11 protein-coding genes, 1 tRNA gene and 1 pseudogene are annotated in these 12,210 nt (G+C 50.8%); 6 read left to right on the top strand and 7 right to left on the bottom strand.

The genetic code is table 11. The annotated features are described in order from the left end of the window. From HMPREF2796_RS10635 to HMPREF2796_RS00595, 4 genes and pseudogenes are all read right to left on the bottom strand, one after another. Positions 1-275: pseudogene (locus HMPREF2796_RS10635) on the bottom strand (IS1595 family transposase); the annotation flags it as partial. Positions 276-319: 44 nt separating this feature from the next. Further along, positions 320-1,480, bottom strand: a complete 1,161-nt coding sequence (locus HMPREF2796_RS00605; protein WP_070630220.1) for a tyrosine-type recombinase/integrase — start codon at positions 1,478-1,480, stop codon at positions 320-322. A 266-nt stretch (positions 1,481-1,746) separates the two neighbouring features. Then, entirely contained in the window at positions 1,747-2,925 is a 1,179-nt protein-coding gene (locus HMPREF2796_RS00600; protein WP_064086055.1) for an NYN domain-containing protein, read from the bottom strand. A gap of 64 nt (positions 2,926-2,989) precedes the next feature. Continuing rightward, positions 2,990-3,634 carry an SCO family protein gene (locus tag HMPREF2796_RS00595; protein ID WP_070630219.1) on the bottom strand — a complete coding sequence of 215 codons (645 nt, stop codon included), beginning with the start codon at positions 3,632-3,634 and terminating at the stop codon, positions 2,990-2,992. 118 nt (positions 3,635-3,752) lie between these two features. Between HMPREF2796_RS00595 and HMPREF2796_RS11270 the strand changes: the two genes are divergently transcribed. The 4 genes from HMPREF2796_RS11270 to HMPREF2796_RS00580 all read left to right on the top strand — a co-directional run bounded on the left by HMPREF2796_RS11270 (position 3,753) and on the right by HMPREF2796_RS00580 (position 5,796). Then, the gene (locus HMPREF2796_RS11270) at positions 3,753-3,920 is read left to right on the top strand and encodes a hypothetical protein (RefSeq protein ID WP_168162802.1); all 168 of its coding nucleotides are present in this window, start codon (positions 3,753-3,755) and stop codon (positions 3,918-3,920) included. 19 nt (positions 3,921-3,939) lie between these two features. Then, positions 3,940-4,024, top strand: a tRNA-Leu gene (locus HMPREF2796_RS00590). Positions 4,025-4,164: 140 nt separating this feature from the next. Then, positions 4,165-5,325, top strand: a complete 1,161-nt coding sequence (locus HMPREF2796_RS00585; RefSeq protein ID WP_070630218.1) for a beta-ketoacyl-ACP synthase III — start codon at positions 4,165-4,167, stop codon at positions 5,323-5,325. Between the two features lie 78 nt (positions 5,326-5,403). After that, positions 5,404-5,796: a DarG family dialkylresorcinol biosynthesis protein gene (locus HMPREF2796_RS00580; RefSeq protein ID WP_064083966.1), complete on the top strand. Its 393-nt coding sequence runs from the start codon at positions 5,404-5,406 to the stop codon at positions 5,794-5,796. Positions 5,797-6,058: 262 nt separating this feature from the next. Here HMPREF2796_RS00580 and HMPREF2796_RS00575 read toward each other — a convergent pair whose 3' ends face one another. From HMPREF2796_RS00575 to HMPREF2796_RS10630, 3 genes are all read right to left on the bottom strand, one after another. Next, the gene (locus HMPREF2796_RS00575; RefSeq protein WP_168162801.1) at positions 6,059-6,595 is read right to left on the bottom strand and encodes a phage protease; all 537 of its coding nucleotides are present in this window, start codon (positions 6,593-6,595) and stop codon (positions 6,059-6,061) included. Between the two features lie 4 nt (positions 6,596-6,599). Beyond that, positions 6,600-6,821, bottom strand: a complete 222-nt coding sequence (locus HMPREF2796_RS00570) for a hypothetical protein (protein WP_070630216.1) — start codon at positions 6,819-6,821, stop codon at positions 6,600-6,602. 61 nt (positions 6,822-6,882) lie between these two features. Next, a complete protein-coding gene (locus HMPREF2796_RS10630) occupies positions 6,883-7,140 on the bottom strand; it encodes a helix-turn-helix domain-containing protein (protein WP_083308599.1) in 258 nt (85 codons plus the stop codon). Positions 7,141-7,375: 235 nt separating this feature from the next. Between HMPREF2796_RS10630 and HMPREF2796_RS00565 the strand changes: the two genes are divergently transcribed. Together HMPREF2796_RS00565 and HMPREF2796_RS10940 are read left to right on the top strand one after the other, a co-directional pair. Next, positions 7,376-8,131 (top strand): S24 family peptidase, encoded by a 756-nt coding sequence (locus HMPREF2796_RS00565; protein WP_070630215.1) that lies wholly within the window; start codon positions 7,376-7,378, stop codon positions 8,129-8,131. A gap of 780 nt (positions 8,132-8,911) precedes the next feature. Next, positions 8,912-12,210 (top strand): ESPR-type extended signal peptide-containing protein (locus HMPREF2796_RS10940; protein ID WP_256388658.1); only part of this gene is annotated, 3,299 nt, incomplete at its 3' end.

Genomic DNA, 12,210 nt, shown 5'->3' with positions numbered 1-12,210 from the left:
ACAACCACTTTTCCTGCCGCACCGCGACCACGCTTGCCCTTGCGACGTCCGCCGAAATAGCTTTCGTCCAATTCGACAGAGCCATCGAAAACCTCATCGGCAGCCAAGGCCAAATGATGACTGATGACCATACGGATTTTGCGGTAGAACAGAATGGCGGAGTTGGGCTGAATGTCTAAAATATCGGCAGCGGAACGGGCGGTAACTTGGAGTACAAAAAATTCAAGTAGTTTCTTTTGAACTCTCTTGCTTAATTTACAATTGGTTATCTGCATTTTTGTAGACTAGCATGACTGCTAATCTACGTCAGCCCCTTAAATTAACCTATGCTGTCCACAAAGTCTGCCCATGTCTGCATCATTTCTTGTCGCTGACGGATAAATTTGGCGTGATAGTACGCGGCGTCTGTACTGTTATCGGGAGCATGGGCAAGTTGGGCATCGATATGTTCTTTTGGATAGTCCATTTCAAACAGGCGCGTAGCAGCGGTAGCGCGGAAGTCGTGACCACTGAACTGTACACCCATATATTCGAGTGCACGATTGATCGTGGTGGCGCTCATCATTTCTGCCGGACGACGGCTGTTGGGAAAGAGTAGTCTGCCGTTGCCAGAAATGGTGTACAGCTCGCGCAATAAAGCGCAGGCCTGTCGTGATAGCGGTACGGTGTGGGGGCGGCGTTTTTTCATTTTGTTAGCAGGGATTGTCCACAAGCCTTCATCAAGTTGGAAGTCAGCCCATTCGGCACGTCGTATTTCGATAGTGCGGGATGCGGTATAGAGTAGTAACCAAATGGCGATAACAACAGTACGGCTACCGTTATAGGCTTTCAGGTGACGGACGAATTCGCCGATTTCTACCTTGCTTAGGGCTTCAGCGTGTTGGATGGGTGGGCGTTGGAAATATTCTTTAAATGCTAGGGTAGGGTCACGCTCAGCACGCAGGGTGCGAATGGCTAACATGAATACACTACTCATGCGCTGGCGTACGTTGATGCCGGTTACGATTACGCCTTTACTTTTGCACTTATCTAGGCAGGTCATTACCTGTTGTGGGGTAATGGTATTGATGGGTAGATTGCCGATGGTAGGGTAAACATAGGTTTTAAAGTCGCGCCGGATACCGTTGATATAGGTTTGGGATTTACCCTGTTTGCTGGCAATAAATTCTTCAGCTATAGCGCTGAAAGTATTATGGTTGTCGGCAATTTGCTCAGCAAGCATGGACGCCCGATTATGTGCGGGATTGATACCTTGCTTTACCAGCTCACGGGCAGCATCTCTGGCAGCGCGGGCTTGGGCTAGATTGACAGTAGGATAGGCGCCAATGGCAAAAACGGTTTCTTTTCCGCCCAATCGGAAGCGGTAGCGCCATAGTTTGGATCCGTTGGGATTGATAAGCAGGTATAAACCGTTGCTATCTGTGAGTTTCTGCGGCTTATCGGCTGGTTTGGTTTGGCGGATTTTGACGTCGGTCAGCATAAAAAAGCGGGTATCATGGAAATATACCCGCAATTATACCCGCTTTTTTACCAGCTGTTAGTGAAAGGTGGCGAATGGATATGAAAGAATAATGAAGATATTTTATTATAAATCATATATATTTAGAATAGTGGTGAAAGGCTGCGAAAGTGAATCATAACTTTCGATAAATAACAGCATGATACAGTTTCTTTATAGTGCTACCTGAAAACGGAGATTGCTTGGCAACAATCGGTTTGGTTTGTTTCAGGTAGCCTTTGGTTTGGCTAGGCTTGTTCGTTTTTCACGATGAAGGCTTTGTTGATGCGGATGCGTTCGCCGCGACCGGCTTTTTTGATTTCCACCCAGTCGCTGTAGATGGAGTGGATGAGGTCGCGGCCGTTGGCGCAGCCGTATTGGATGGGGTCGATGGCGGCGGGAAGCTGTTTGACTACGTCGCCCAGCCGTGCCCAGCCGTCGGGGTCGGCGGTGGCTTGGATGGCCTGCTGCACGGCGGGGATGAGCTTGGTGAAGGAGGGTTTGGCAGCTTTGGACGGGCCGCCTTCGGCTTTGGCGGACTGAGGTTTGCGTTTGCCGGGTTTGCCTTCGGCAGGCTGGTCGTTTTGGGCGCGTTGCTCATTTTGGTTGGTACGGGTTTCGCTCCGTTCATTTTGGCTTTGCCGCGCTTCACGTTGTTCGTTTTGGTTTTCAGGTAGCCTTTCGGGTCGGGCTTCGGTTTTGCGGCGCACTTGGAGCTGGTTGTTGTCGGTGCGGTGTTCGAAGATGTCGAAGGATTTGATGAGGTCGGAGAGTTTGCCGTAGCCGTAGAGGCGGGAGTCGAAGTCGGGGTTGGTGTTGTTGATGTAGCTGCCGATGGGGCCGAGGTTGGCCCAGCCTAGGTCGTCGGCGTTTTCGCGCACGGCGCGTTTGAGCAGGGGCAGGGCGTCGGGAGTATTGTTGTTTTCTTCGGCGGCGGGGGAGTGGGTTTTGCCGTTGCCGCGTTCTTTGTTAGCGCGCTGTTTTTCTGGCAGGAAGATTTCGGTGTAGATGAATTTGTCGCAGGCTTTGCGGAAGGCGGTGGGGGTTTTCTTTTCGCCGAAGCCGTATACGGTGAGCCCGCTTTCGCGCAGGCGGCTGGCGAGGCGGGTGAAGTCGGAATCGCTGGATACGATACAGAAGCCGTCGAAATTGCCGCTGTAGAGCAAGTCCATGGCGTCAATCACCAAGGCCATGTCGGTGGCGTTTTTGCCTTTGGTGTAGGCAAATTGCTGCACGGGGATGATGGCGTGCGGAAGGAGGGCGGCTTTCCATTTGGAGAGGCCGTGGCTCCAGTCGCCATAAATGCGTTTCACGCTGGCGATGCCGTATTTGGCGATTTCTTCGAGCAGGCGATCGATGATGTCGGCGGGGGCGTTGTCGGCGTCGATGAGGACGGCGAGGCGGGCTTGTTGGTCGTTTTTCTGCATGGTGTTTGGTTTCTGGGTTGGGGCTACCTGAAAAATGGTTTTCAGGTAGTCTTTGGTGTTAAGGCTATTGGTTTAACAGGGTTTTAAGGTCTTCTGCCAACTGGGTGGCGGTTTGGCCGAAGGGCTCCATCACCACGGGGCGGCCTTGGCGGTTGATGAGGAAGGTGGCGCTGCTGTGGTCTACGCTGTAAAAGCCGTTGGGCTGCGGCGGCTGTTTTACGGCGGTGGCGCCGTAGAGCTTCATCACGGCTTGGGTTTCGGCTTCGCCGCCATCGGCGCTGGTAAGCCCGATAAAGCTGGGGTTGAAGGCGGGCACGTAGCGCGCCAAGAGCTCGGGGCGGTCGCGCGCGGGATCGATGGAAACAAACAGGAGCTGCACCGCTTCGGCCTGCTCGGGCGGCAGCTGAGCAATGGCCTGGGCATAGGTGAGCAGGTGGGTGGGGCACACGTCTGGACAGTGGGTGTAGCCAAACACGAGCACCACAACCTTGCCGCGAAAATCGCTTAAGGATACGGGGCGGCCGTTATGGCTGGTGAGGGGGAAATCGCCGCCGATAGGATCCTGGCTGATGTCTGTGCCGTGAAATTGGTTGGTAACGGCAGAGGTGGCGGAAGCCGAAGATGCCGACGCTTCAGGCGTGGCAGGCGGTTCGGCGGGGCAGCCGGCCAAGAGTAGGAGGGCTGCGGAAAGGAGGATTGTTGTGCGCATGCGGCGATTATATATAGTGGATTCACTTTAAACCAGTAGCGCATAGGTTTGCCTTGCCATATAGGCTGCACTTTGTGGCTTGTTAAACTGTCCTGATTTCAAGCCAATCCGCTATAATATGCACAAATTCAAACTCCGCCAGCGCACAACAGGAGGTTTTGACCAGCCAAAAGGCGATATGGTGGAGCAGGACTGTGGTTTTATTGCCATTGAAAACACGGTTTTAAATGGCAAAACGGCAGATATGCAGGTAAAAAACTTTACAAACGTGGAAAAATGCCTATAATGCCGTTTCTTCATCACCTGCCCAGGTGGCGAAATTGGTAGACGCAGGGGACTCAAAATCCCCCGCCGCAAGGTGTGTCGGTTCGAGTCCGACCCTGGGCACCAAATAGTACAGCAGCCTGAAATGTTTAGCGTTTCAGGCTGTTCTTCGTTAGCCGCTAAGTTTCAGGTAGCCTTTGCTATATGCCGCTGCAGACTACCTGAAAATGTCCACACACATCACATAAATCGAAGGGGAGCCGGAATTGCATAAGCCATCAGATGTTTATATCAAGCGCGCTGCTGCGTTTCTGCCGAATCCGCCGGTGAGTAATGAGCAGATGGAAGCCATGCTCGGTATGACGGGGGATACGCCTTCACGCGTACGCAAGATGATTTTGCGCTCCAACGCCATTACTTCCCGCTACTACGCCATCGATCCGCACACCCGCCGTGCCACCCATAGTAACACAGAGCTGGCTGCGCTGGCGGTGCGCGGTTTGTTGGAGCAGGGTTTGCGTGCGGACGAAGTCGGTAGCCTTGCCTGCGGCACGTCTTACCCCGACCAGATTTTGCCCGGCCATGCGGTGATGGTGCATGGGCTGCTGCCGCAGATTCCGCCCTGTGAGGTGGTGAGCACGGCTGGCGTGTGTGTGGCGGGGATGGCAGCGATGAAGCAGGCCGAACGCGCGGTGCGCACCGGTGAATGTCGCGAAGCGGTGGCAGCGGCTTCGGAAACGGCTTCGGCGGTATTGCGCGGCGAGCGTTTCCGTTGTGAAACCGACAGCCTTCGCCTGCAGGATGCCAAGCCGGAAATTGCGTTTGAAAAGGATTTTTTGCGCTGGATGCTGTCGGACGGTGCCGGTGCGGTGCAGCTGGGCAGTGAGCCGCTGGCTGGGCAGTTGAATTTTAAAATCCATTGGATTGATTTGCTGTCGTATGCCAACGAGATGCCAGTGTGCATGTATGCCGGCGGCGAAGTTGGGCAGGGCGGGGAATGGCTGAGTTGGAAAGATGTTGATGCCGATGAGTGCGCCAAGCGCAGCTTGATGGCGGTGAAGCAGGATGTGAAGCTGCTGAATGAAAATATCGTGGCCTATACTGTGGAAAAACCGCTGCGCCATCTGATTGCCAAACATGGCCTGCAAGCCGATAAGATTGATTGGTTTCTGCCGCATTATTCCTCTGGTTTCTTCCGCAGCAAACTGGCTGATGGCCTTGCTGCAGCGGGGCTGCCGATTGCCGAAGAAAAATGGTTTACCAACCTGCACTATAAAGGCAACACCGGCTCGGCAGCGATTTACATTATCTTGGAAGAGTTTATGCGCCGCACAGACATCCGAGAAGGCCAGAAAATCCTGTGCTACATTCCTGAAAGCGGCCGCTTTTCCACTTGTTTTATGCTGCTGGAAGCGGTGTATGCTTGAGGCTACCTGAAAACTACTTTATCTGTTCTTGGCAAGGCTACCTGAAAACCAAATTCTGCTTGTTTGGAACTATTCGGCATGGATATCAACGACATTCCGCAAGACGACAGCCCCAGTTATCGAGGGCATCAAAAAATTATCTACGGCACGCACAATGGCCGCTACCAGGCTGCCACCAGCACCGGCTGGCAAGATGAGTCCTACGCCACCGTGCAGGCTGTGGCCGAGCTGGAGGAGCAGACTGAAGCCGCCAAGCAGGCCGTGGAACGCGGCGAACGCTCCGCTTTGTATTACCACATGTTCCGCAGCCGTCACGACGAAACCAGCCTGGCCATGGCCGCCGGCGTGTGGCGCTGGCAGCTGCGCCGACATTTGCAACCTGCCGTGTTTAAGAGGCTACCTGAAAAAACTTTGGTCAAATATGCCCAAGCTTTGGGCATCAGTCTGAGTGAACTGCAGCAGCCGTTTTAAAGAGAGGGATTTGTAAAAGCGGGTGCTGAAAATTGGTTTCTTGCATTGATGGCTTAAAAAGCTTGCTTGTCTAAATGATAAGCAAGCTTTTTTATGGCTTATTCAGTTGTATTGGGTTGTGTGCGCAGGATTATGCAGCATCCTGTGTGTGTAGGCTTGTGTGGTGCCGTGATGGAGCTTTTACTGTATAGGGTGATAAAGGCTACCTGAAAACTAGGTAAGTAGAACAATCAATGTAAGGCGGCGGCAGCTTTTGCCCGAATTAGCAGCAGCTTTTGCACCGCCGCCGCTTAGCAAATTGTATCAGCTTTTGCACAAATTTATCCCCGTTTAATGGTCTGTTAAACGGGGATTCGTGTGCAGCCAGCTGCTGGCTCAGGGCGGCCACTTGTCGTTGCAAGCCTTGCAGTGCCGACAGCGGCACCTGTTGCGAGGCGGCAGCGGTATTGGGTGCGCCAGTCTCGTCATTGGCCGGCTGGCCTGCCGGTGCGGCAGGGGCGGCGGGCGGGTTCGGCTCGGCCGGCTTGTTTTCCGGCTTGGCCGCTTCTTTGGCGGCGGCCAATGCTTCGGCCAGCTTTTTGCCGTCGGTGCTGCTTTGGATTTGCTGCATCGCGGCCAGCTGCTCCGCCTCGCTGGCGGTTTCAGGCAGCCCGAGCAGCGACAGCATCAGCTTTTGTGCTTCGTTCATTGCTTCGTCCTTTTGAGAGGGTTGGAGGGGGTTAAGTAATCGGGAGGCGGCAGCCAAGGCCACCGGGTCGAGTTGGTCAAGTGCGGGAGTGTTGGTAAGCGCTGGCGGCAATAGGCTAAGGATGTCGCCTGCGGCTGCCCGTTAGTGCCTCAAACTGGGCTATACGGTTGAGCGGCAAAGTGTTCTCCAACAGCCAGCGGTAATACGTTTTAAGTTCCACCCCCATCAGGTCGGCCATCACTTTTGACGGCAGCCGCCGCTCCTTGGCATGACGCTTGGCCAGTTCAATCGCGTGGTCAAGCGAGGTGGCTTTTGGTTGTCGTCTGATGGTTCTCATGATGAAATTTCGCTGGGTGGGAATTTAAATGCGTGATTTTTTTGTTTAATTAACCTACAATTCAGGCATTCACTACTTTTCGTAGTACTGGTCTGAAGTTCCGGGTTGCATGACGCTGCGGCCAAATATCTTCAGGCTTCATACCTAAAGCATCGGCAATAATTTTTTCGCCTTTAGGGTAGAACGGGCAGTAAAGAGCGTTTCGTAAGGTGTCAGGGCCTAATCCACTGGCTATTGATAAGGCACGCACCGACCAACCTGCCTTTTTAAGCGCAGCGACCACATCCGCGCGGTGCCAGTCTGCTGTATTTTTTTGCATTGCTATTCACTCCATTCGTTTAGCTTAAATGTTATGCGCTTTCGTTTAACGTGTCGGCATATTACTAAACAAATGCGGCGTATACAATTATTTGTTTAGTATTTTTTCTACATTTGAGCAGCTGTTTTGCTAACCATATGATATGTATTTGAAAATATACTAAACAAAAAATCAGTTTATTTGTTTATTCTTTTGTTTAGTCGCTCCATGACTAAACAAAAGAGTTGGATTTGCTATGAGTAGCTTTAAAGAACGACTCCAGCTCCTATGGGGTGATGCCAAACCAGCACAAATCGCAAGAGATCTGAATTGGTCTATTAGTGGGGTGTTGAGGATTTTGGAGAAAGACACAATCCCAAAAGCAGAAACGCTTGTTTCTATTCAGAAACTAAAGGGATGTGATTGGAATTGGTTAATGACAGGTGAAGGTATTCCTTTTCCTAAAGGAGTTCCGTCAGGGAGCGGGCAGGAGCTGCAAGAAGCCGCTGGTGAGTACAATGCCCGATGGATTAGCCAAAGCACCCGGTCCGCTTCAGAGGTTCGGGATACGCTTGGCAATCCAGTAGATTTGAGCGAGTTCGTATTTATCCCCCGCTACAATGTCCGAGCTTCCGCCGGCAACGGTTTTCCGGTAGGCAATGAGGAGCCATTATTTCCGATGGCTTTTCGCCGTTCTTGGGTTGAGCATTACTTAAACGCTAATCCGGCAGATTTATCGGTAATCAAAGTACGCGGTGATTCAATGGAGCCTGTGCTGTGCAATAACGACAACATCTTGGTTAATCACGCCAAACGGCAGCCCAGCAACGGCCTGTTTGTTGTCCGCATCGGCAGCGAGCTGGTTGTCAAATACACACAAATTATGCCCGGAGGTAAGCTCCTGCTTAAATCCACCAATGAGATATACGATCCTTTCGAGCTGGATTTAGCCGAGCCGGATGCTGATGTTGAGATTATCGGCCGTGTGGAGTGGTTCGGCCGTCAGGTTTAAAACCTTTTAAAACCCTTTTAAAAGGTACTCAATTCCCGTTTATTCTGGTGCAAAAGATAACGCATTTTTTATCAAACTAAAGCAAAAGCTGGTGCAAGTTTTTTCTCGCGCCAGCTTCGCTCAAATCCGCACCTGATAAAGTTTTCCGCCGTTTTTTGCCTCCGGTCATCCCAGTGCAAAAATAACCACCTCCCCACATCAACACAATATTTTGATTGATTTTTTATTTCATGTAGTAGAGGGTTTGAGAACGGATATTGCTGTTAGTCCACACTAGGTAAATTAAACTGGGAATAGCTTGCAATTTACCTAGTGAGGCTACTCAATAGAAGCTGAAATTTCATTTGGATGACAGAATGCGGGAGTGTTCTATAGTTTGATTTTCAGGTAGTCTGAATTGTTAAGTGATTGTATATAAGAAAACTTGAAAGTATTTTTGTTGTTTCAGATTGGGTGAGAAGCGCAGCTGGTATAGCTTGTACAGAAAAAAGTGTTGCAAAATAGTTGTAAACTTTTGTAATGGAATACAACCAATCGATAAGCGGCTAGGATGATGCGTTAATTAGCTGTATCATCCACCCTTAATTTGCCCGCAGGTTTTAGAATGCGTAGTCAATTGAATTTATTTGAATAAAGTAAATTCGCTCTGCAAGAATAATTTAAATTTTGTGTGATTTGGCAAGCGTAGGAAGAAATAGATAGTGAGATTGATGTAAATCAACCTATGGGCTCTATTCCACTATTTTTTTGATTTTTTTTGAAAGTTAGGGAGCTGAGTATATGAACAAAGTTTACCGTACTGTATGGAATGAACATACCAACACTTGGGTGGCTGTGCAAGAAACAGCCAAGGCGCATGGCAAGTCCGGACGCAGCAGCATGGTTGCTGCTGTGGTGGATGGCATTTCGCTGAATAAGAAAGTATTGGCGATTTCGGCTTCTGTCGCCGCTGCCTTTATGTCGCAGACCGCAATGGCGGATAATGCTCGCATTGAGAATGGATCTGCTCAATGGACGATTGCTATTAGCCCGAGCGACAGTACTGCGGGGAATGGTGGTGCTAAAGCTACAGGCAAAACTTCTATCGCAGCTGGTTGGGATGCTAAGGCCGACGGAGAAAATTCAATTGCGGTGGGTTACGGTGCATCAACAGAGACTAACTCGGCAACTTACTACCGAATAAAAAATGTTCCTGATAAGACAATGAATAATATCGCGATTGGTAAGCAAGCCAGATCGGGCGGGTTGCAGACAATTGCATTTGGTGCTGAGTCAGTAGCTTCTAAATCACAGTCCATTGCTTTTGGTTTTGATGCTCAGGCAACAGGTGATCAGTCTGTAGCACTTGGTGCAAATACCCGTTCAATGGGAGATTCCTCGGTTGCAATTGGTGGCGATGATTTGGACTCCGTAGCTTCCACTGTATATCGTGTAACTTCTGCATCTGCAGATAATGATGCGTATAACGATACTCCATTGGCGCAGACATATCGGGCCTTAACGGGTCAAAACTTGGTTAATTTTACGCCTGGTAACCGCTATATCGGCACAACTACCGGCCAGGCAGGGGTTGCTGTGGGTGTTTCTGCTAAAGCGGCAGATTTAGCAACAGCAATAGGTACGAAATCCCATGCTACGGGTGATTATTCGGTTGCATTCGGTGTAGGGGCAAATGCCACTTTGGCAAATGCTGTTGCCTTAGGTGCGGGTAGTACAACTGCAACAAATGCTACAGATGTGCCGTCTGCCACAATTGGTGCAATCACCTACGGTAGCGCGACCAGCCCGTTTGCCGGCAGCGGCAAAGTGGTTCCCGGTGACCAAGTTTCTGTTGGTTCGGCCGGTTTCGAGCGCCAAATTAAACATGTTGCTCCAGGTGCTATTACTGCTGCGAGTACCGATGCTATTAACGGTAGCCAGTTGTTCTATGTGGCCAAGGGACTACAAGATCAGATGGGTGCTGCGGCTACGCATTATTACAGCGTAAAAGGCAGTGGTGCTACTGATGGTAACTACAACAACGATGGTGCAACCGGTACGCATGCTTTAGCAGCCGGCGTGGGAGCAAGTGCTTCTGGAGAACATACGGTTGCCGTAGGTTCTGCTACAACTGCATCAGCACAAGGTGCGATTGCGATTGGTAATACGGCTATTGCAAAAGGCCAAGATGCCATGGCAATTGGCAAGGCTAGCTCTGCGGCTGAGAAAGATGCAACAGCTGTAGGTAATACCGCAACGGCCAGCAAGGAAGCAGCTACAGCAGTAGGTACCAATGCTCAGGCATCAGCAAATCATGCTACTGCTGTCGGTACTGGTGCTAAAGCTTCAGGCGGTGCAAGCTCGGCCTTTGGTAATGATGCCAAAGCTGGCGGATGGGCGTCTGTGGCCAATGGTCGTGCTGCTAATGCAGCCGGCGCATCTGCGGTTGCAATTGGCGAGGAAGCCTCTGCTCCAACTAGCAATTCTATTGCAATCGGTGCCAAGGCTTCTGTTGATGTGGGTACAGCTACCGCTACTGCCGATTCCGGTACAGTTACTGGTGTTGGTTCTGTGGCTGTAGGTGCAAGTAGCTCTGCCAAAGGTACTAACGCTGCTGCATTCGGCCAAAAAGCTGAAGCTTTTGGTCAAAACTCTCTGGCTGCTGGCCAAGATTCCCATGCAACTGGTAAATCTTCTGTTGCTTTGGGTGATGGTGCCAGAGGCAGCAAAGACTCTGCAACAGCAGTGGGTGTATATACCAAAGCCACTGGTGCTGGTGCTACAGCGATTGGTGGCAATGCCGAAGCCGATACTTGGGGCGCAACGGCATTGGGTTTACATGCTAAAGCAATTACCAATAGTAGCACTACGGCAATTGGTCATGCAGCCAATGCAACTGGTGCTTCTGCTACAGCTGTTGGTGCAGCAGCATCAGCAACAGGTAATAATGCAGTTGCGGTAGGTAATGGTAGTAAGGCAGCTGGAGCCAGTTCTTTTGCTGCCGGGCATGGTGCTGAAGCTGGTGCTGTGAATAGTGTATCTGTTGGCCTTAATGCGGGTAAGGGTGCGAGCAATAATATTCGTACTATTGCAATTGGCGATTCTGCAGCAATCAATAGCAATGGTAACAACAATGTTGCCGTAGGTACCCAAGCCATGAATGGCTATGTTGGCAATGCTAGTATCGGTATTGGCGAACAAGCTGGTTTGGAATCGAAGGGCCAGCATAATACAGTGATTGGCTGGACTGCTGCACGTCACTTGGATGGTGATGACAATATTGCTATCGGTACCCGTGCCAATGATGCTACTGCTGCAGCTCCTCGGACAGTTGCTAATACTGTAGCTTTAGGTTCGGACACCAAAGCAACCGTAAATGGTGCTGTTGCTGTGGGTAATAAGTCCGTTGCTTCTACCGCTGCTGGTGTGGAAGGAGCTGATCCGCTGAATGCAGTTACAGCTAAAAATAACGCTACTTGGACTTCTACTGAAGCAGCAGTATCTGTAGGCGATGTTGCAAATAATATTACTCGCCAGATTACGGGGGTAGCTGCAGGTAAGGAAGATACTGATGTAGTAAACGTTGCTCAGTTGAAGGCTGTAGCGAGTCAAATTACTACGCAAGCCGTAGCCACTACACCGTTGAAAGTAGGTGATGGTAACAACGGCAACCCAGCTGGCAAAGTGATTGCCCCGATTCCTGCTGATGCTAACAAACTGGCCACTGCCGGTGACATTGCTAATGCCATCAACAACAGTGGCTTCCAAGCCACAGCTGGTGGTAACTTGGCTAGCGGTACTACTGCTACCGCTACCACCGTTAAACCCGGCCAGAAAGTAACCTTCGCCGCAGGTAACGGTTTGACTGTGAAACAGGATGTGGATGGAACCAATGGTAATCAAACCTACACCTACGCTGTGGATGCTCAGACTGTAGTACAGAACGCCCAAACCCCGGTGGTATATACCGACACTAATGGTAACAAAGTGTACAAACACGCCGACGGTAACTTCTATGACAAGCCAGAAGGTCAAGCGGGGGCGCAGCCAGTACAAGCTAGCAACGTGATTGCCAGCATGCAAAATGCTGACGGTACCAC

It is taken from the genome of Eikenella sp. HMSC071B05, assembly GCF_001811325.1.
Taxonomy (GTDB): Bacteria; Pseudomonadota; Gammaproteobacteria; order Burkholderiales; family Neisseriaceae; genus Eikenella; species Eikenella corrodens.
Note: the sequence above shows the minus strand (reverse complement) of the source record. Positions and strands in the feature narration are given on the sequence as shown.